The organism is Aurantimonas sp. Leaf443 (genome assembly GCF_001425575.1).
Lineage (GTDB): Bacteria > Pseudomonadota > Alphaproteobacteria > Rhizobiales > Rhizobiaceae > Leaf443.
The window spans coordinates 130,541-150,182 of the sequence record NZ_LMRD01000012.1 but is presented as its reverse complement, the minus strand read 5'-3'; the positions used below and the strand labels follow the sequence as shown (position 1 = coordinate 150,182).

At 70.0% G+C, this 19,642-nt stretch carries 17 protein-coding genes; 2 read left to right on the top strand and 15 right to left on the bottom strand.

What is annotated here, in order from left to right; genetic code table 11:
* Nucleotides 1-782 precede the first annotated feature (782 nt).
* The gene (gene trmFO, locus ASG48_RS17100) at nt 783-2,201 is read left to right on the top strand and encodes a methylenetetrahydrofolate--tRNA-(uracil(54)-C(5))-methyltransferase (FADH(2)-oxidizing) TrmFO (protein ID WP_055852740.1); all 1,419 of its coding nucleotides are present in this window, start codon (nt 783-785) and stop codon (nt 2,199-2,201) included.
* Between the two features lie 28 nt (nt 2,202-2,229).
* On the opposite strand, the gene ASG48_RS17095 is transcribed toward trmFO, so the two are convergent.
* From ASG48_RS17095 to yajC, 5 genes are all read right to left on the bottom strand, one after another.
* Nucleotides 2,230-3,984 carry a DUF4153 domain-containing protein gene (locus tag ASG48_RS17095; RefSeq protein WP_055852738.1) on the bottom strand — a complete coding sequence of 585 codons (1,755 nt, stop codon included), beginning with the start codon at nt 3,982-3,984 and terminating at the stop codon, nt 2,230-2,232.
* A 37-nt stretch (nt 3,985-4,021) separates the two neighbouring features.
* On the bottom strand, nt 4,022-4,855 hold the full coding sequence (locus ASG48_RS17090) for a phytoene/squalene synthase family protein (protein WP_055852736.1): 834 nt from the start codon (nt 4,853-4,855) through the stop codon (nt 4,022-4,024).
* Between the two features lie 37 nt (nt 4,856-4,892).
* Nucleotides 4,893-5,282 (bottom strand): Mth938-like domain-containing protein, encoded by a 390-nt coding sequence (locus tag ASG48_RS17085; RefSeq protein WP_055852734.1) that lies wholly within the window; start codon nt 5,280-5,282, stop codon nt 4,893-4,895.
* Nucleotides 5,283-5,289: 7 nt separating this feature from the next.
* Nucleotides 5,290-7,869: a protein translocase subunit SecDF gene (gene secDF / locus ASG48_RS17080; protein WP_055852732.1), complete on the bottom strand. Its 2,580-nt coding sequence runs from the start codon at nt 7,867-7,869 to the stop codon at nt 5,290-5,292.
* A gap of 150 nt (nt 7,870-8,019) precedes the next feature.
* Nucleotides 8,020-8,367 (bottom strand): preprotein translocase subunit YajC, encoded by a 348-nt coding sequence (yajC, locus tag ASG48_RS17075; RefSeq protein WP_055852730.1) that lies wholly within the window; start codon nt 8,365-8,367, stop codon nt 8,020-8,022.
* 133 nt (nt 8,368-8,500) lie between these two features.
* Between yajC and ASG48_RS17070 the strand changes: the two genes are divergently transcribed.
* A complete protein-coding gene (locus ASG48_RS17070; protein ID WP_055852728.1) occupies nt 8,501-9,376 on the top strand; it encodes an ATP-binding protein in 876 nt (291 codons plus the stop codon).
* A 96-nt stretch (nt 9,377-9,472) separates the two neighbouring features.
* Here the strand turns inward: ASG48_RS17070 and ASG48_RS17065 are convergent, their stop codons facing one another.
* The 10 genes from ASG48_RS17065 to ASG48_RS17020 form a co-directional block, all read right to left on the bottom strand.
* A complete protein-coding gene (locus tag ASG48_RS17065) occupies nt 9,473-10,885 on the bottom strand; it encodes a M23 family metallopeptidase (RefSeq protein ID WP_082529562.1) in 1,413 nt (470 codons plus the stop codon).
* Between the two features lie 216 nt (nt 10,886-11,101).
* Entirely contained in the window at nt 11,102-11,752 is a 651-nt protein-coding gene (locus tag ASG48_RS17060) for a protein-L-isoaspartate(D-aspartate) O-methyltransferase (RefSeq protein WP_055852722.1), read from the bottom strand.
* Nucleotides 11,749-12,504 carry a 5'/3'-nucleotidase SurE gene (gene surE / locus ASG48_RS17055; protein WP_055852719.1) on the bottom strand — a complete coding sequence of 252 codons (756 nt, stop codon included), beginning with the start codon at nt 12,502-12,504 and terminating at the stop codon, nt 11,749-11,751. Before surE ends, ASG48_RS17060 begins: the two co-directional genes overlap by 4 nt.
* Nucleotides 12,505-12,509: 5 nt before the next feature.
* Complete coding sequence (gene serS, locus ASG48_RS17050) at nt 12,510-13,790, bottom strand: serine--tRNA ligase (protein ID WP_055852718.1); 1,281 nt, start codon at nt 13,788-13,790, stop codon at nt 12,510-12,512.
* A 57-nt stretch (nt 13,791-13,847) separates the two neighbouring features.
* Complete coding sequence (gene tatC / locus ASG48_RS17045) at nt 13,848-14,666, bottom strand: twin-arginine translocase subunit TatC (RefSeq protein WP_055852715.1); 819 nt, start codon at nt 14,664-14,666, stop codon at nt 13,848-13,850.
* The gene (tatB, locus tag ASG48_RS17040) at nt 14,663-15,148 is read right to left on the bottom strand and encodes a Sec-independent protein translocase protein TatB (protein ID WP_055852712.1); all 486 of its coding nucleotides are present in this window, start codon (nt 15,146-15,148) and stop codon (nt 14,663-14,665) included. The genes tatC and tatB overlap by 4 nt, the downstream gene beginning before the upstream one ends.
* Before the next feature lie 83 nt (nt 15,149-15,231).
* Nucleotides 15,232-15,456: a twin-arginine translocase TatA/TatE family subunit gene (locus ASG48_RS17035; protein ID WP_055852707.1), complete on the bottom strand. Its 225-nt coding sequence runs from the start codon at nt 15,454-15,456 to the stop codon at nt 15,232-15,234.
* Nucleotides 15,457-15,500: 44 nt separating this feature from the next.
* On the bottom strand, nt 15,501-16,592 hold the full coding sequence (locus tag ASG48_RS17030) for an ABC transporter ATP-binding protein (RefSeq protein WP_055852781.1): 1,092 nt from the start codon (nt 16,590-16,592) through the stop codon (nt 15,501-15,503).
* Nucleotides 16,593-16,719: 127 nt separating this feature from the next.
* Nucleotides 16,720-17,742, bottom strand: a complete 1,023-nt coding sequence (nagZ, locus tag ASG48_RS17025; RefSeq protein ID WP_055852704.1) for a beta-N-acetylhexosaminidase — start codon at nt 17,740-17,742, stop codon at nt 16,720-16,722.
* Between the two features lie 101 nt (nt 17,743-17,843).
* On the bottom strand, nt 17,844-19,577 hold the full coding sequence (locus ASG48_RS17020; protein ID WP_055852701.1) for an SPOR domain-containing protein: 1,734 nt from the start codon (nt 19,575-19,577) through the stop codon (nt 17,844-17,846).
* Nucleotides 19,578-19,642 lie beyond the last annotated feature (65 nt).

Below are 19,642 nucleotides of genomic sequence, written 5' to 3'. Positions count from 1 at the left end.
CCCGGCGAGCGCAAGGTTCCAGAGCTTCGCCGAGCCATCCTCCTCCCAAAGGCTCCGGCGGATACGGCCCCGCGCTTCTCCTCCCAATCGCGCAGGGCCTCTGAAAGTCGCCCGTCGGGTCCTCCCCCCGACGGGCGCCCAGATATCGCAGAGCTTCGCAGCGGCTCCTCCTCCCAATCGCCGCTGTGGATCAGACCCGCACCTCCTCCTCCCAATCGGTGCGGGTTGTCTTAGACGCTCGCCGGGCGCAGAGCTTCGCAGCGGCTCCTCCTCCCAATCGCCGCTGTGGATCAGACCCGCACCTCCTCCTCCCAATCGGTGCGGGTTGTCTTAGACGCTCGCCGGGTCCTCCCCCCGGCGAGCGCAAGGTTCCAGAGCTTCGCCGAGCCATCCTCCTCCCAAAGGCTCCGGCGGATACGGCCCCGCGCTTCTCCTCCCAATCGCGCAGGGCCCCTGAAAGTCGCCCGTCGGGGCCTCCCCCCCACGGGNGCCGCTGTGGATCAGACCCGCACCTCCTCCTCCCAATCGGTGCGGGTTGTCTTAGACGCTCGCCGGGTCCTCCCCCCGGCGAGCGCAAGGTTCCAGAGCTTCGCCGAGCCATCCTCCTCCCAAAGGCTCCGGCGGATACGGCCCCGCGCTTCTCCTCCCAATCGCGCAGGGCCCCTGAAAGTCGCCCGTCGGGTCCTCCCCCCGACGGGCGTTTTCGTATGCGGCGTCCCCGATGCCGGGTGGCGCGCCGTCTCGCGGTTTCGCGCCGGACCGCGATGCGCTAGACTGCGCGCATGTCTGTTTCTCACATCCATGTCGTCGGCGGCGGTCTCGCCGGCTCCGAAGCCGCTTGGCAGATCGCCCAACGCGGCGTCCCGGTCGTCCTGCACGAGATGCGCCCCGTGCGGCCCACCGAGGCCCACAGGACGGAGCATCTGGCCGAGCTCGTCTGCTCCAACAGCTTCCGCTCGGACGACGCGACGGCGAACGCCGTCGGCGTCCTCCATGCGGAGATGCGTCTCGCCTCCTCCCTCATCATGGCCTGCGCCGACGCCCATCAGGTGCCGGCCGGCGGCGCGCTCGCGGTGGACCGCGACGGATTCGCCGCCGCCGTCAGCGCGCGGATCGAGGCCCATCCGCTGATCCGGCTGGAGCGCGAGGAGGTCGGCGGCCTGCCGCCGGAGGAATGGGGCCCGACCATCGTGGCGACCGGACCGCTCACCGCGCCGTCGCTTGCCGAAGCCATCCGCGCCGAGACCGGGCAGGACGCCCTCGCCTTCTTCGACGCGATCGCACCGATCGTCCATTTCGACTCGATCGACCTCGACAAGGCCTGGTTCCAGTCGCGCTACGACAAGGTCGGACCGGGCGGCACGGGCAAGGACTACATCAACTGCCCGCTTGACAAGGAAACGTACGAACGCTTCGTCGCCGCCCTTGTCGCGGGCGACCAGGCGGAGTTCAAGTCCTGGGAGGGCACGCCCTATTTCGACGGCTGCCTGCCGATCGAGGTGATGGCCGAACGGGGCCCGGAGACGCTCCGGCACGGGCCGATGAAGCCGATGGGTCTGACCAACGCGCACCAGCCGGACGTGAAGGCCTATGCGGTCGTGCAGCTTCGCCAGGACAACGCGCTCGGCACGCTCTACAACATGGTCGGATTCCAGACGAAGCTGAAATACGGCGTGCAGGCGGAGATCTTCCGCATGATCCCGGGGCTGGAGCGGGCCGAGTTCGCGCGTCTTGGCGGCCTCCACCGCAACACCTATCTCGACAGCCCGCGCCTTCTGGACGGAACGCTGCGGCTGAAATCGCTGCCGCGCCTGCGCTTCGCCGGGCAGATCACGGGCTGCGAGGGCTATGTGGAATCGGCCTCGATCGGCCTCGTCGCCGGGCGTTTCGCCGCCGCCGAGGCGCTCGGGGAGAGCCTCGCCCCGCCCCCGCCGACCACCGCCCTCGGCGCTCTTCTCGGCCATATCACCGGCGGCCACATCGCCCATGTCGAAGAGGGCGGCAAGCGCTCCTTCCAACCGATGAACGTGAATTTCGGCCTGTTTCCGCCGGTCAGCGTCACCAAGCCCGAAGGGGTCGGGCGCTTCAGGGGCAAGGAGAAGAGCGCTGCCCGCAAGCAGACCATGGCGGCCCGCGCGCTCGCCGATTTCTCCGCCTGGCTCGCGGCCGGACCGAGCGACGCCCGGCAGGCCGCCGAGTAAGCCCTTCGCGCTGCGCCGGCACGCCAGCTCACCGAACGCGCCAGTCGGCCGAGCGATAGAGCAGCGTGGCCGAAAGCGACAGGATGCGCTCCGGTCGCCCCGCCCCTTCGTAACGCTGGACGGCGAGGCGAATGCGGCGGCCGGACGGCGAGCGGAGATCGCGGGTGAGCGCGCCCGCCGGGTGCTCCCCGGCCGGTGCGTCGGCAAGGGCGGCTGCGAGCGCGAAGCGCTCCTCGCGCGAGGCGGATGTCAGGACGATGTCGGCCCGGTCGATGGCCATGGTCAAGCTCGCGCCGTCGGGACCTTGTCCGGGAATGCGGATCGGCATGCCCGGCTTCAGGTCGAGAGCGGGCACCACGCGGTCGTAGCCGTCGAGATCGAGCGAGGACGTCTGCGTATCGGTGAGCACGCGGCGCACCTCCGGCGGAGCCTCGCCCGCGCCCAGCCTCGTCACGAGCACCTCCACCTCGCTGCCGCGCGGCGCGGCCTCGAAAGCGGCGCGGGTGGCCGGATCGAGCACCGGGATCAGCCGGTCGAGCCCATCGACGTCTTCCAGGCTGCGCAACCGGCTGCCCATCTCGGCGCGCCACGCGGCCGGCGGGTTCGTCTCCCGCGCCGTAAGAAGCGCCTCGACCCGCAGGGCCTGGCTGCGCCCGACGCTCGCCGCGTAACCGAGCGGCCCTGCGGAGGAAAGCGCCAGCAGCGCCAGCGGCAATCCGACCATGAGGCGGATGTCGCCGGCAAGCCGCGGCATGGCCTGCATCAGCAGCACGAGAGCGACGGCGCATGCGCCGAGCACGCCGTAATAGCGCTGCGCCGTGAGCCCTTCCATGCCGATGCGCAGCGCCAGCGCATAGGCCAGAAGTCCCAGCGGCAGGACCAGCATGAAGCTCCACACCCGGCGCAGGACGCGCGTCGCCCCCACCGCGCCCTCGTCGAAGAACGGATGGGCCCCGACGCGCACGAGAAGAACGGTCGCGCAGAAGGACGGGACGATCCAGCCGATCTGGTTCGCGGGCAGTTCGCCCGTCGCCAGGATGCGCAGCCCGTAGGCGTGGAGGACGAGCGCCGTCACCAGCAGAAGCGGCGCCGCCACGTAATCGACGAGCGCGCTGAGGGCCGCCGGAAGGCGCTCTCCCTCGCCGGGCCGAACGGTCTCGTCGAACCGCGTCGGAATGCGTCCAAGCGCGAAGAGCGGTCCGACGAAGGTGAAGGCGGTGATGAAGATATGGTCGAAGGCGCCGGACGGCAGGCCGAAGCCGAAGAGCGTCTCGACCATCGCCAGAATGGCCCACACGCCCGAGACGAAGAGGATCACCGCGAGAAATCCGACCGTCCCGCCGACCACCGCGCCGAGGGTGAAGGTCCAGAACCGGAGCGAATCGCCGCGCTCGAGATAGGGGGCGAGCGTGAGGCCGAGGGCCAGGGCCGCGACGCAGGGCACGGCCGAAAGGGAGATGGCGGGGGCGGCATAGACGAGCAAGGCCGCGGCGACACCGCCGGCCGCCGCGAGAAGGCCCGCCCCAAGGTCCGTGCGACCGCGCGATTCGCCGATCAGGCGACCCCAGACATTGGCGAGCGCGCCGGCAAAGAGCGCCGCGGCGACGCGGGCCAGCATGTCCGCCTCGAACAAGGCGCTGCGCAGATGCTCCAGATTGGCGACGATGCAGAGCGCCACCAGCGCCAGCGCAGCGACCGGGAACCGGCCGAGGGCCGCGATCGCGCGGCGCGACAGCGAACGGACCATGTTTGCGAAGAAAGCCGAAATCCTGCCGGGCGTCATCGGACGATCCCTTTCGCTTCGGCACCGCCGGGCCGCGTCAGCCCCGCATCCATCGCCAGTAGCGGTAGCTGCGTCTCAACGGTCCGACCCGCAGCGGCGCCTCGATGGTTCCGACGCCGTCGCGCTCGACCCTGTCGAAGACCGTGCCCGACAAGGCGGCCGGCAGGAAGGCCCCACGCACGCTCGCAGGGATCGCGCCGTGCAGGGCCTGCGCCTGCTTCCAATGCTCACGGCCGAAGGCGACCATGGCCGAGATGGCGCGGCGGCTGGGCTCGGCGGCGCCCTGCAGCAGGTCCTGCGCGTCGCAGCCGCTGGCGGCCAGGAGATCGGCGGGAAAGGCGACATGCCCCTGGCGGCGGTGGATCGGCAACAGGCGCAAGGCGCCGGCGACCGCCTGGGCGACGCCCGCATGGCCCGCCGCTTCAGCCACTTGCGGGGCGTCCTTGCGAGAGAGGATCATGGCGGCGAGCATGAGGAGGGCGCAGGCCGTATCGCCGGCGTAGCCTTCGAAAGCGGCGCGCGAGGGCATGGGGTCGTCGTAGAGATCGAAGACCCGCGCCTCCAGGAAGCGGTCGAACGCGTCCCGCGGCAGGTCGTGCCGCAGGATGGCGGCGCCGAGCGCCTCGGCGACCGGATGCCCGCTGCCGACGCCCGCCGTGCCGGAGAGGATCGTGTCGCGCCACCATTGCAGGCGGATCTCGCCCGGCAACGGCTGGCTGACCTGTTCGCGCACCCGCGCGGTCTCGATGTTGAAGGCGTAGAGAGCGGCGAGATCGTCGCGCGCCGCATCGGGCGCGAAGGCGAGCGAGACGGCCCTGTCGGGGTCCTGCGCCTCGAGCAGACGATGGCACTCGGCCGTTTCCGGGGTCATCGCGCGGCCTTCCGAGCGTGCGGAGTCGGGAGGGCCGTCACTCGACCGCGATGAGGGCGGCCGCCACGGGGCGGTCTTCGGCGAGCATGATGTTGAAGGTGCGCACGGCCGCGCCCGTCGACATCGGGTCGCAGGAGATGCCGAGCCTCTTCATGCGTTCGGAGAGTGCCGGCGGCAGGCGGCGGATGTCGCGCCCCGTGCCGAACAGCAGGAACTGCACCGCGTCGGCCTCCTTGAAGACCAGTTCCAGCCGACCTCCGGCGAACGGGTCCTCGGCGCTCGCGTCCCACCCGTAGATGCCCGACGGCAGGCACAGGATCGAGCCGCGATGCGACATATCCGCGAAGCGGAACCCGCCATTGCCATAGGCGGTGATGGGCGCGCGCCCCGGAAAATGCGCCTCGCGGATCTCGATTCCCTGCGCCATCGGCCGGTCAGACCCCGCCCGCGGTGGAGGTGCGGCGCGGCGCGGGCGGATCGCCCGCCGCCTCGCTCTCGCCCGGCAGCGCCACCGTCTCGGGGCGCAGCTTGAAGTGGATCAGGACCGGCGCGGCGATGTAGATCGAGGAGTAGACGCCGACGAGCACGCCGATGAGCATCGGCGCCACGAAGTTGCGGATCACCTCGCCGCCGAAGGCGAAGAGCGCGCAAAGCGCAAGGACCGTCGTCACCGCCGTCAGGATCGTGCGCGACAGCGTGTCGTTCAGCGACTCGTCGATGATCTGCTCGAGCGGCTTCTTCTTGAACTTGCGCAGGTTCTCGCGGATGCGGTCGAACACCACGACCGTGTCGTTCAGCGAATAGCCGACGATGGTGAGGATGGCCGCGATCGAGGAGAGGTTGAACTCCAGCCGCGTGAGGACGAGGAAGCCGAGCATCATCAGGACGTCGTGAGCCGTCGCGATGATCGCGCCCAGCGCGAACTGCCACTCGAAGCGGAACCAGACGTAGAGCGCGATGCCGAACAGCGCGCCGCAGACGCCGAGAACGGCCGCCCAGGCAAGTTCTCCCGACACGGTCGGGCCGACGATCTCGACGCGCTGGAAGTCGTAATCCGCGGTCAGGGCGCCGCGCACCGCGTCCACCGTCGCCTGCGGAGTCTCGCCCTCGCCCTGCTGGACGCCGAAGCGCACCAGCACGTCGCGCGCCGAGCCGAATTCCTGAACCTGCAGGTCGCCGTCGACGAGCATGCTGACATCCTGGCGGATCTTCTGGATGTCGGCCGTGTTCCCCTTGGCGCGCAGTTCGATGACGGTGCCGCCGGTGAAGTCGATGCCCTGGTTCACGCCGAACAGCGCGAAGCCGACCACCGAGGCGATGGAGAGCGCGCCGGTGATGGAGAAGGCCCAGTTGCGGACCTTCATGAAGCCGATCTTCGTGTTGTGCGGGATGAAGTTGATCCAGCCCGTCGGCACTTCCTTCGGGCGGCGGCGCTTGACCCAGAAGGCCACGAGCCAGCGCGTCAGCGTGAGCGCCGTGAAGACCGTGGTGACGATGCCGAGCGCCAGCGTCACGGCGAAGCCGCGCACCGGGCCGGAGCCGAGATAGAAGAGCACGGCGGCCGCGATCAGCGTGGTGACGTTGGCGTCCATGATCGTGCCGAGCGCCTTGGAGAAGCCGGCGTCGATGGACTGGATCACCGAGCGCCCGTTCCGTCGCTCCTCCAGCATGCGTTCGTAGATGAGGACGTTGGAATCGACCGCCATGCCCATGGTCAGCACCATGCCGGCGATGCCGGGCAGCGTCAGCGTCGCTCCGAGCAGCGACAGGATCGCCACGAGCAGGAGGACGTTGATGAACATGGCGACGTTCGCGAGCACGCCCAGGAAGCCGTAGGCCAGAACCATGAACGTGACGACGAAGATGGCGCCGACGATGCCGGCCATCTCGCCTGCCGCGATCGAGTCCGCGCCGAGGCCCGGACCGACCGTGCGCTCCTCGATCACGTCGAGCGTCGCGGGCAGCGCGCCGGCGCGCAGGAGCACGGCGAGGTCGTTGGCCGTCTGCACGGTGAAGGAGCCGCTGATCTGCGCCTGCCCGCCGAGAATGGGCTGGCGGATCACCGGGGCCGAGAGGACCTTGTCGTCGAGGACGATGGCGAAGGGCCGGCCGACATTCTGCTGCGTCACCGAGCCGAAACGCTGGGCGCCCTGCGAATCGAAGCGGATGTTGACGACGGCCTCGTTGGTCTGCCCGTCGAACCCGGCCTGAGCGTCCGTGAGATTGGCGCCCGACACCATGACCTGCCGCTGGATGAGCACCGGCTGCGGCGTGGCGTCGTTGGTGTAGAGAAGCTGCGCGCCCGCCGGGGGGCGACCGCCGCGGGCGACGTCGGCGGGCGATCCCGTCTGGTCGACGAGATGGAAGGAGAGCTTCGCCGTCTGGTTCAGAAGCTGTTTCAGGCGCTGCGGATCCTGCAAGCCCGGGACCTGGACCATGATGCGATCCGCGCCCTGGCGCTGGATGATCGGCTCGGTCGTGCCGAGCTCGTCGACGCGGCGCCGCACCACCTCGATCGACTGCGCGACGGCGTTCGAGAGGCGGTTGGTGATGCCCTGGTCGGTGAGGCCGAGCGTGAAGACGCCGGTCTCCGGTTCGTCGAGCTGCAGTTCGGTGATCGCGCCGCCGGTGAGGAGATTGCCCGAGACGGGCGCGACGATCGGCTGGAGGGCCGTGCGCGCCGCCTCGGCCTGGGCGGGATCGCGCAGGCGCAGCGTCACGGTCTGGCCGCTGGCATTGAGGCCGGCATAGCCGACGCGCGCGGTGCGCAGCGTCTGGCGCACCTCGTCCTCGAGCGTCTGCACCCGCTCGTCGATCAGCGACTGCCGGTCCACTTCGAGGAGAATGTAGGAGCCGCCCTGCAGATCGAGGCCGAGCGTCATCGGCCGATCCGGCATCCAGGACGGCAGGTCGTCTCGCATGCTCTGGGTGAGGAAGTTCGGGAGCGCGAAGATCACGCCGGCCAACACGGTCAGCCAGATCAGGGTGGTCTTCCAACGCGAGAAATGGAGCATGGAGATCCCGTGCAGGGTCGCCGGCCGCCCGGCGGCTGTCCGCCGGGGCCGGATTTCAGGGTCTGAACGGCGCCGTGCCTGTGGCAGAGGGCGCCCTGGCGGCATGCCCCCTGCAATGCGCCGTCCGCATCGTCTTGTAAAGAAAGACGGCTATTTCGTGTTGGCGGCCTGGGGCTCGCCCTTCACGCGCACGTCGGCGATGGTGGCCTGCACCACGCGGATGCGCGTCTGCTCGGAGATCTGGACCTCCAGCTCGCCGCTGTCGAGCACCTTGGTCACCTTGCCGACGATGCCGCCGCCCGTCACCACCGTGTCGCCGCGGCGGATGTTGCGGATCATGTCCTCGCGCTTCTTCATCTGCGAGCGCTGCGGGCGGATGATGAGGAAATACATGATCGCGAAAACGATCACGAAGGGCGCGACGGTGTAGAGAATCTCGGCGCCGCCGCCGACCGGGCCTGCAGCAGCGGTCTGGGCGAAGGCCTCGGTCACGAACATCGGGGAACCTTTCGGAGAAAAATCGCGGCGCGGCGCAGGGGCGCGAGGCCTTTACGTGAAGCGCGGAATATACGAACGCTCCCCCCGAATGCAACACGGCGGAAGCCCGCCGGCCGAGGCGGGAAGAAGACCCATGGAACACACCAGCGACACCGCGTTCCGGCAGGCCGTGGAGCGGATCGCGGCCGCGCTCGAACGCTTGGCGCCGCCGGCACCCGCCGAGCCGGACCTTGCCGCCGCGGACTGCTTCGTCTTCGAGCCGCCCTTCGCGCTGCGCCCCGTCGTCTCGGTGAACCGCGTGCCGATCGAACTCCTGAAGGGCGTCGACCGCTCGCGCGACATCCTCCTCGACAACACGCAGCGATTCGCCGCCGGCCTTCCCGCCAACAACGTTCTCCTGTGGGGCGCGCGCGGCATGGGCAAGTCCTCGCTCGTGAAGGCCGCGCATGCGGCGGCCAACGAGGCCTCCCCCGCCGGCGCGCCGCGCCTGAAGCTCGTCGAGATCCATCGGGAAGACGTGGAGCATCTGCCCGCGCTGATGCGCCTCATGCGCGGGTCCGCCCTCCGCTTCCTCGTCTTCTGCGACGATCTCTCCTTCGACAGCGGCGACGCCTCCTACAAGTCGCTGAAGGCCGCGCTCGACGGCGGCGTCGAGGGGCGGCCGGAGAACGTCCTCTTCTACGCCACCTCCAACCGGCGCCATCTTCTGCCCCGCGACATGATCGAGAACGAGCGTTCCACCGCGATCAATCCGGCCGAGGCGGTGGAGGAGAAGGTCTCGCTGTCGGACCGGTTCGGCCTCTGGCTCGGCTTCCACAAATGCAGCCAGGACGACTATCTCGCGATGATCGACGGCTATGTCGCGGCCTACGGGCTGCCGATCGATGCAGAGACCCTTCGCGCCGACGCGCTGGAATGGTCGACCACGCGCGGCAGCCGCTCCGGCCGCGTCGCCTATCAGTATATCCAGGACCTCGCCGGCCGCCTGGGGCGCACGCTCGGTTTCTGAGGCGCGGCAAACGCGGAAGGCGCCGGTCGTTTCCGACCGGCGCCCCTGGCGTCGCATGCGACGTCGGAACCCCTTGGCGGGGCTCCGTCTCGCGTCTCAGAGCAGGTACTTGTTGGGATCGACCGGCGCGGAATCCTTGCGGACCTCGAAATGCAGGACCGGCACCGTCGTATCGCCGGACATGCCCGTCTTGCCGATCTCCTGGCCGCGCTTCACCTGCTGGCCGCGCTTCACGTCGAGCGTGTCGGCATGGCCGTAGACGGTGACGAGGCCGTTGTCGTGCTTGACGAGCACGGTGTTGCCGAACTCCTTCAGCCCGTCGCCGGCATAGATCACCACGCCGTTCTCGGCGGCCTTGATCGGCGTGCCGCGGGGCACGGAGATGTTCAGACCGTCGTTGCGGCGCGAGCCGACCTTGTCGCCGAAGCGGCTGACGACGCGGCCCTGGACGGGCCAGCGGAACTGGCCGATGCCGGTGGCCTTCGGCGCGATGGCCGCGACCTCGCTCTTCACCTCTTCGGCCGCCGCGGGCGTGGCGGCCGGCGCCGGCGCCTCGACCTTGGCGGTCTCGACCGGGGCGGCGGCGGGCGCCGCGGTTTCGGGCGCCGCCAGACGGCCGCCCTTCTCGCTCGCCTGCAGGGCCTCGTAGGGCTTGGGCGAGGCGGCGGCGACGGTGGCCGCCGGCGCTTCGGCGGGCGCCACGGCCGCGGCCTTGGGCGTGACGCGGTCGGTGTTCTCGGCGGGCATGGTCGGCGTCAGCGAGGCGACGCGGGTTCCGGCCGAGGCGCCGGCCGGCAGGACGAGCGTCTGGCCGATGCGGATATTGTCCGAGGACAGGCCGTTGGCGCGGCGCAGCGCGTCGGCCGAGACGCCGCTGCGGCGGGCGATGGCGTTGAGGCTGTCGCCCGAGGCGACCGTCACCGAACCGGCACCGCGGGAGGCGGAGGCCGAAGCGACCGGCGCGGAAGCCGTGGCCGGGCGGCGGGGCGCGGTCGTCGGCAGGGCGGCGATGCGCTGGGCCTGCGCCTGGAGCGTGGTCGGCGGCGTGCCGCGATTGGGATCGACGGCCGCCGTCATGGCCGGCTCCGGCGCTGCGGCCGAGGGCGTGTAGGCGGGCTGGGAGCGAACGGGCGCCGAAGCCGCATAGGTCGGCTGCGGGGCGGCATAGACCGGAGCGCTGGCGACCGACGCGGCGGAGGGCGGCGGCAGCTGGCCGCGCTGCACGGAAGCCGCGGGGGCCGCGGCATAGGTGTCGGCGGCCGTGGCATAGGCCTGCCCCTGCATGGCCAGATTGCTGCGGTCGATCGAACCGGTGTTCGTCTGGTCGACGGAGCGCGGATAGGCCTGCGCCGTCTGGGACGGAATCGAGTTCGGGACCGAGCCGGTGTAGAAGCCGTCGTCGAAACGGGCGACATCCGCGCTGCAGCCTGCCGCTAGGCCTGCCAGAGCCAGTACCGCCACCGAGCGAACATTACGCAGCCGCAAAGGCTTCAAGACATCCATACGCATCGCCGTCCCTTGAGAACGCAGAACCAGTTCATGTCCCTATGAAAGCGCGTTAATCTTACTGCTGGGTTAAGCCGCTCGTTTTTCCGTGATCGGAGGCGACGAATCCGACAGGTTTGCAACAGCTTGTCGCACCGCCGCGAGCCCGGGACGACCGCGCGGGGGCCGGTGCGATCCCGCCGCTCCCGCACCAGGCCGCGGATCGCGCCGGATGCGTCCTCAGAGGACGGCGGCGGTGCCGGCGGCGAGCGCCTGGTAGTGCGCCTTGCCGAGTTCTTCCTGCTCGAAGCGGCTGCCGGTCTTGCGCAGACGCACCAGCGCCTGCTCCCCGTTGCCCGGCCCGATGGCGCAGATCATCGCGGCATTGGGGTTCATCTGGTCGAGGAAGACCTTGGGCAGCGCCGCAAAGGCCGCGTGGACGATCACCCGGTCGTAGGGTCCGCCGGACGGGTGACCCTCGCGCCCGTCCTCCAGCACCAGCGCGACATTGCCGATGCCGACCTCGCGCAGGCGTTTCGTGGCGTCGTTGAGGAGGCGGCGATAGCGCTCGAACGAGGTGACATGCGCCGACAGCCGCGCGCAGAGCGCGGTCATGTAGCCCGTGCCCGTCCCGATCTCGAGGACGCGGTGATGGCTTTCGAGCTCCAGCGCCGCCACGAGCCCGGCCTGGAACAGGGCTCCGTGGATCGTCTCCCCGCATTCGATCGGGGCCGACCGGTCATCGTAGGCGTTCGGCAGGCTCGCCGGCACGAAGAGCCGGCGCGGCACGGATTCCACGGCCTCCAGGAAGCGCTGCCCGCCGAGGCGGGCGGTGCGCAGGCCGAGAAGGAAGGCGGCGAGATCCTCGCGATCGCGCGGATCGGCCTTCATCGAAGAGCCGTCTCCAGATCGCCGAGAAGATCGTGGGCCGTGAGATCCAGCTTCAGCGGCGTCACGGAGATGCGGCCGGCGGCGAGCGCCCCGAGGTCGGAGCGCGCGATCTCCGGGCCGGCCTGACGCCCGAACTTCAGCCAGAAATAGGGGAAGCCGCGTCCGTCCTTGCGCTCTTCGAGACCCAGCGCATATTCCAGCTTGCCTTGGCGCGTCACGTCGATGCCGGTCACCTCGTGCGGCGCGACGGCCGGGAAATTGACGTTGACGAGATGGTTGGCCGGCAGGTCCATGCGCGCGATCTTGCGCAGGATTTCCGGCGCATGCGCCTCGGCCGTGTCCCACAGGGCCTCGCGATAGGTGCTGTAGACGAAGGCCTGGCTGAGCGCGACGGACTTAAGCCCGAGCATCGCCCCCTCCATCGCGCCGGCGACCGTGCCCGAATAGGACACGTCGTCGGCGATGTTCTGGCCGGCATTGACGCCCGACAGGACCATGTCCGGCGGTCCGTCCATCAGGTGCTTCAGCGCCATGATCACGCAATCGGTGGGCGTGCCGGACAGGGCGAACTTCTTCTCGCCCACCTTGCGCAGCCGCAGCGGCGAGGACAGGGTCAGCGAATGCGACAGGCCGCTCTGGTCGGTCTCGGGCGCCACGACCCAGACGTCGTCCGTGAGCTGCCGCGCGATGCGTTCCAGCACGGCGAGGCCGTCGGCATGGATGCCGTCGTCGTTGGTCAGAAGAAGTCGCATGACGCTCAGGCCCTCTCGATCCGTTCGAGCCCGCCCATATAGGGCCGCAGCGCCTCCGGGACCGTGACCGATCCGTCCTCGTTCTGATAATTTTCGAGCACCGCGATGAGGCAGCGCCCGACCGCCACGCCCGAGCCGTTCAGCGTGTGCACGAAGCGCGTCTGCTTCTCGCCGGCCGCCTTGTAGCGGGCGCCCATGCGGCGGGCCTGGAAATCGCCGCAGACCGAGACGCTGGAGATCTCGCGATAGGTGTTCTGTCCGGGCAGCCAGACCTCGATATCGTGCGTCTTGCGGGCGCCGAAGCCCATGTCGCCGGTGCACAGGACCACGGTACGGAAGGCGAGGCCCAGCCGCTTGAGCACTTCCTCGGCGCAGCCCGTCATGCGCTCGTGCTCGGCGAGCGAGGCGTCCTCGGCGGTGATGGAGACCATCTCCACCTTGTAGAACTGGTGCTGGCGCAGCATGCCGCGCGTGTCCCGGCCGGCCGAACCGGCTTCCGAGCGGAAGCAGGGCGTCAGCGCCGTGAACCGCCAGGGCAGGCTCGCCTCGTCGATCACGCTCTCGCGGGCGAGGTTGGTCAGCGGCACTTCGGACGTGGGAATCAGCCAGCGCCCGTCCGTCGTGTGGAAACTGTCCTCCTCGAACTTCGGCAGCTGGTTGGTGCCGAACATCGCCTCGCTGCGGACCAGGATCGGCGCGATCACCTCCTGGAACCCATGCTCGCTTGTGTGCAGATCGAGCATGAACTGGCCGAGCGCGCGCTCCAGACGGGCAAGCGCGCCTTTCAAGACGGTGAAGCGCGCGCCGGCGATCTTGCCGGCCTGCTCGAAATCCATGAGGCCGAGCGCCTCGCCGATCTCGAAATGCTCCCTGGGCTTGAAGGCGAAGGCCGGCACGTCGCCGACCCGGCGCAGCTCGACATTGGCGCTCTCGTCGGCGCCCAGGGGCACGTCCTCCAGCGGCAGGTTCGGAATGCGCGCCAGCGCGTCCTCGAGCGAGCCGTCGATGCGCCGCTCGGTCTCCTCGCCCTCCTGGATGGCTTCCTTGATCTTGGCGACCTCGGTGATGAGGCGCTCGGCCAGAGCCTCGTCCTTCGAGCCCTTGGCCTTGCCGATCTCCTTGGACGCCTCGTTGCGGCGTCCCTGCAGGTCCTGGAGGATCTTCAGATGCTCCCGGCGGGCCTCGTCGAGGCGGATGAGCACGGCCGCCGCCGGCGCCGCGCCACGACTGGCAAGCGCCTCGTCCAGACTTTCAGGATTCTCGCGGATCCATTTGATATCGAGCATCTTTTCCCCGTTCGCGAGCGCCGCGCGAACGAAGGGAAAGCCGCCCCGGCGGCGGGATCAGCCGTCCTGCCGGACCTCGGCCTCGGCCACGGAGGCGGCCCGTTTCTTCTCGATCATTCGCGCCGTGATGATGGAAAGCTCGTAGAGAAGGATCGTCGGCAGGGCAAGGCCGATCTGGGACATGGGATCGGGCGGCGTCAGGATGGCCGCCGCGATGAAAGCCAGGACGATCGCGTATTTGCGCTTGGCGACGAGACCGTCGGCCGAGGTGATGCCGACGCGCACCAGAAGCGTGGTGACGACCGGCAGCTGGAACACGAGGCCGAAGGAGAAGATCAGCGTCATGATGAGCGACAGGTATTCGGAGACGCGCGGCAGGAGCTGGATGGCCGCCTGCCCCTCCACGTTGCCCGACTGCTGCATCGACAGGAAGAACCACATCACCATGGGGGTGAAGAAGAAGTAGACGAGCGCCGCGCCCAACAGGAACAGGATCGGCGTCGCGATCAGGAACGGCAGGAAAGCGCCGCGCTCGTCGCGATAGAGGCCGGGCGCCACGAACTTGTAGATCTGCGTGGCGATGATCGGGAAGGCCAGGAACAGGCCGCCGAAGGCCGCGATCTTCACCTGCGTGAAGAAGAATTCCTGCGGCGCCGTGTAGATCAGCTCGACGCTGTCGGGATCGATGCCGGCCCAGGCGGTGGCAACCTGATAGGGCACGATCAGGAAGTTGAAGATCGGCTTGGCGAAGAAGAAACAGAGGAGGAAGGCCAGCATGAAGCCGACGATGCACCAGATCAGCCGCTTGCGCAGCTCGATCAGGTGCTCGATCAGCGGAGCGGACGAGGCGTCGATATCGGCTTGCGAGCGCGTCACGCTGCGTCCTCGGTCTTGCGGGTCGGCGATGCGGGCGTGGCCGTCTCGGCGCTCGCCGTCCCGGCCGGCATGATGCCGGGATCGCTGGAGGCGACGGGCGCTCCGGTGGCAGCGACCGACGGCACCGCGTCGGCGGGCTTGGCCGGTTCACCGGCCGAGGGGACGCGTGGCTCGGGCGCCCGCGTCGCGGTGGTGAGCGAGGAGCGGATCTCGTCGCCGATCGCCCGCATCGGGTTCATGGCGGCGCGGATGTCCTTGGTCGGATCGAGATTGCGCACGTCGCGCACCGTGTCTCGCACCTCGTCGAGTTCGGCCTCGCGCAGGGCATCGTCGAACTGGCGCCGGAAGTCGGACGCCATGGAACGAAGCTGCGTCGTCGTGCGGCCGAAGGTGCGCAGCATGCGCGGCAGATCCTTCGGGCCGACGACGACGATGAGGACCACCGCGATGACGAGGAGTTCCGACCAGCCAATATCGAACATCGCGGTATCTCAGAAACGCGGGTGCGGGAGGCGCAGGAGGCCGCCCGACCTTACGATTGCAGGCGGGCGGCGGAGCCGTCCGATCAGTAGGGCGTCTTCTCGGTCTTCACGTCGTGGACGACCGTGTCGCCCTCGCGACGCTCGAGCGTGCGGTTCTGCGCCTCGATCTCGTCGTCCGACATGCCCTTCTTGAAGTTCTTGATGCCCTTGGCAACGTCGCCCATCAGTTCGGGGATCTTGCCGCGACCGAACAGCAGGAGGACCACCGCCAGGACGATCAGCCAATGCCAGATGCTGAAACTACCCATTCCGATTCTCCATGCAGCGCGCCCGACCGGGTCTCGCGCTCTAGCTAATCATCGTCCGCGGACACGTCAAACACGATCACGTCCCTCGGGTCGACCCCCACATAGACGTCTCGCGCCCGTTCCGGCAACGTCCCCGCCCGAAGCCGGGCCCGAAGCGGCGCGTCGAGGCCCGATACAGCGAGGGTCAGGAGATCGACGCCGCCCAGGAACCGGCGGTCGAGGATGCGGGCCTCGATGCCCTCTCCCGCCTCGTGCGAAACCGTCAGTCCCGTCAGGCGGATGGCCACCGTCACGCTCTTAGAATCGGATCGCGGCGAAGCTGCGACCGTGCCGAGCGCGGTTTCCACGCGCCCGCCCCGCACCTCGCCGGCCATCACGTTCAATTCGGAGAAGAAACCGGCGGCGAAGAGATCGGCCGGCCGATGGTAGAGGTCGCTGGCCGTGCCCACCTGCACGAGGCGGCCGCCGCGCAGAAGCGCGATCCGGTCGCCCATGCGCATCGCCTCCTCCGCATCGTGCGTGACGACGATGGCCGTGGTGCGGCTCTCCTTCAGGATCTGCAGCGTGTCGGAGCGCACGCGGTCCTTCAGGCGGCTGTCGAGCCCGGAGAACGGCTCGTCCATGAGGATGACGCTCGGGCGCGGCGTGAGGGCGCGGGCGAGCGCCACGCGCTGCTGCTCCCCGCCCGACAAAGCGTGCGGATAATGCGCGGCGGCGTGCGAAAGGCCGACGCGCTCCAAAGCGGCGCCCGCCGCCTGGCGTCCGGCCGCGGCCGGCAGGTCGGTCAACCCGAACCGGACGTTGTCGAGGATCGTCAGATGCGGGAAGAGCGCGAAATCCTGGAACATCAGGCCGACGCCGCGCTTCTCCGGCGGCACGAAGCCGGCGGGGCCGGCGACCTCCCGCCCGCCGATGACGATGCGGCCGGCGGTCGGGCGCTCGATGCCGGCGGCAAGACGAAGGAGGGTCGTCTTGCCCGAGCCGGACGGGCCGAGAAGGCAGAGGAGCTCGCCGGGCTCGGCGCTGAGATCGACGCCCCTGATGATCTCCAGCGAGCCGGCGCGGTGGCGCACGCCTTCGAAGGAAAGCTGCGAGGCGAAACTCACCCCTGCGCTGAGACGTCGCTGGTTCTGCATGAGATCGCGGCCATCGCTCGGGCGCGCGGCGGCCGAGCGCCCCACGCGGCAAGTTCGAAGCCGGAAGGGTCCGGCCGCGTTGGGCTACTCCCTCGCGCGGCCGGCCGCAACCGAGGGGCCCGCAGAATCAGGCGACGCGGGAAACGATCCCGGCGAATTCGGCCCGCAGCGCCGGCTCGTCCGCCCGTTCGCCCTGCCCGATCACCGCCTCGCAGGCGGCGGCGCGCCGGGCGGTCTCGCGCCCGAGCGGCGGGGCGGCATGGGCGATCTTGCGCATCTCGGCCATGTCGCCGTTGCAGTGGAGAAGGATGTCGCAGCCGGCGGTGAGCGCGGCGCGGCCGAGATCGTAGAAGTCGCCCTGCAGCGCCTTCATCGACATATCGTCGGTCATCAGGAGCCCGTCGAAGCCGATCGTGCCGCGGATCACCTCCTCGATCACGATGGGCGACAGCGTCGCCGGACGCCGCGCGTCGATCGCGGTGTAGAGAACATGCGCCGTCATGGCCGCCGGCAGGCCGGCAAGCGCCGCGAAGGGCGGGAAATCCGTGCGTTCAAGGTCTTCGCGAGCCGCGTCCACCTGCGGAAGGGCGAGATGGCTGTCGGCATTGCCTCGACCGTGGCCGGGCACGTGCTTCATCACCGGCAGGAGACCGCCCGCCATCAGCCCGTCGGCCGCCGCGCGGCCGAGCGCCGCCACGACCTGCGGATCCTTGCCATAGGCGCGGTCGCCGATCACCGAGTCGGCGCCGGGCACGGGCACGTCGAGACAGGGAATGCAGTCGGCGTTGAGGCCGAAACCGGCAAGGTCCAGCGCGAGAAGACGCCCCTGCAGCCAGGCGGCGCGTTCGGCAAGGCGCGGGTCGCGGCCATGGAGCCGCCCGAGATCGGCCGCCGGCGGATAGGCGGGCGCCAGCGGCGGCCTCAGGCGCTGCACGCGCCCGCCCTCCTGGTCCACGAAGACCGGCGTCGTCGCGCGGCCCCCGGCCTCCTTCAGTTCGGCGACGAGATCGCGGACCTGCGACGCCTCGCCGATATTGCGTCCGAAGACGATGAAGCCCCAGGGGCGCTCGTCGGCGAAGAAGGCCTTTTCGTCCGCGGTCAGCCGCAGGCCCGAGGGCGCGGCGATCCACGCCTTGGAAGCATTGGTCATGAAAGCGTCGTTCCTGCCGCCACCCCGGTCCGGGCGTGTCGGCGATGGATGGGAGACGGGCGGGCGCGCGGAGCGCGCCGGCAGAGACAGGGCGGCGAGCGTCAGCGCGCCACGAAGCAGCTGCCGCCGGCCGATTTCACCGCTTCGCACAGCGAGGACGCCTCTTCCTTGGAACCGGCCGCCGCGCGGACGCGATAGAACGTCCCCTTGCCGGGAATGTCGGCGGACTGGATGGAAAGCGGGCGGCCGCCGAGGGCGCCGGCCAGCCGCTTGCCGAGGCTGCGCGCGCTTTCCTGCGCGGCCGCTTCCGAGGGCTGGGACGAGATCTGCACATAGTAGCCGGAGGGCGACGGCACCGCGGGCGGCGCCGCGGCCACGGGCGCGGCCGACACGGGTTCGGGCGCGGCGGCCGGAGCGGGCGTGGCCGGCGCCGGCTGGAGAGCGGCCGTGCGCACGGGATCGACGGTGGCCTTGCGCGGATTGTCCGCCGGGCGCGGCAGGGCCACGGGAACCGGCGTCGTCGCCGCGCTGTCGATGCCTTCGACGGTCGCCGGGTCGGCGATGAGGGACGAGATCTGCTGGTTGCCGGCGGCCGCGGCGATGAGCGCGGGATCGGCGGTCGGCACGGCGTCCGATTCCACGAGCGTTCCGTCCGGGCGCACCGTCATCGTGCGCACCTTGCGGGCGCGCAGGATCGCCGCGTCGTCGGCATTGCTGGAGGCATCGGCCACCCGCACGGGCTCGGCCGAACCGGCCTCGACGCTCGTGAGCTGCGAATCGATCGGGTCGATGTCGACGCCGGGCAGGTCGTCGGAAACGGCCTCCTCTTCCTCCCGCGGCAGATCGACGGGCTCCTCGACCGCCGTCATCAGCGTCGCCTGCGACGGCGCGACGTTCGACTGCGCGCTCTGCACCCGCTCGTAGACGGCCTTGTTCTGGTTGGGGATCGCCTTGCCGCCGGGATCCTTCGGCAGGACCTTCACCGGGTCCGTCTCGGCCTTGATGAGGATGGGCCCGCCGGCGACGAGGCCGGAAGAGGCGTTGGAATAGAGCATGTAGGCACCGGCGGTGCCGGCCAGGAGCAAGCTCATCATGCCGAGCCCGAGGCCGAAGCGGCGCGGCGACAGGCGCGCGGCGACTGCGGGCGACGGGCGATACTGCGCGTCGAGATCGTCCTCGAACTCGTCCTGCGGATGGGCATGGGCGAAGCCGCGCGCCTGCGCCGATCCGCCGGCGGCGCGCGAGACGGGCGCGGCGGTCTTGTAGCCGTCGTCCTCGTCGTCATAGGCCTCGGCGGGCACGAAGCCGTGCGCGGGCACCGGCGCCGCGGCGAACTGCTGCATGGCCGCCAGTTCGCTGGCGATCAGCTGGTCGAAATCGTCGGCCGGATTGGCGAGGCCGTGGTCGAGCGAATCGGCATGGTCGCGCGCCGGGGCGAAGGCTTCCGTATGCTGAAAACCCTGGTCGCGGGGCCTGTGCGGCGCGGAAAGGCCGCGTAGCGCGATCTCGAGATCGTGCTGCAGACCGATCTCGATCTCCGGCAGGGTGGCGGGCGCCGCCGACCCCATCGAGAGACGGCGCGGCGCGGGGATGGCGGGCGCGGGGCGCACGGGGGCTGCCATCTCGGCCTCGAAGGCGGCGTGGAACTCGTCCTCCAGCTCGGCGGTCAGCGTGTCCACGAGCGAGGCGTCGTCCCGCGCCGAGGCGCGATGCGAAACGGGCGAACCCTGGGGCGCCCAGGGCTCTTCGCCGAAACGGGCACGCTCGACGAAGGGTTCGGCCGCATGGCCGCCGCCATGGCCGTTCCGGCGATCCGGGCCCGTATGTTCCCCCATCGGACGTGTCCTTCGTGTCACTGCGGTCCGGCGTCGAAAACGCCGGCTCGCGTCAACCGCTATGA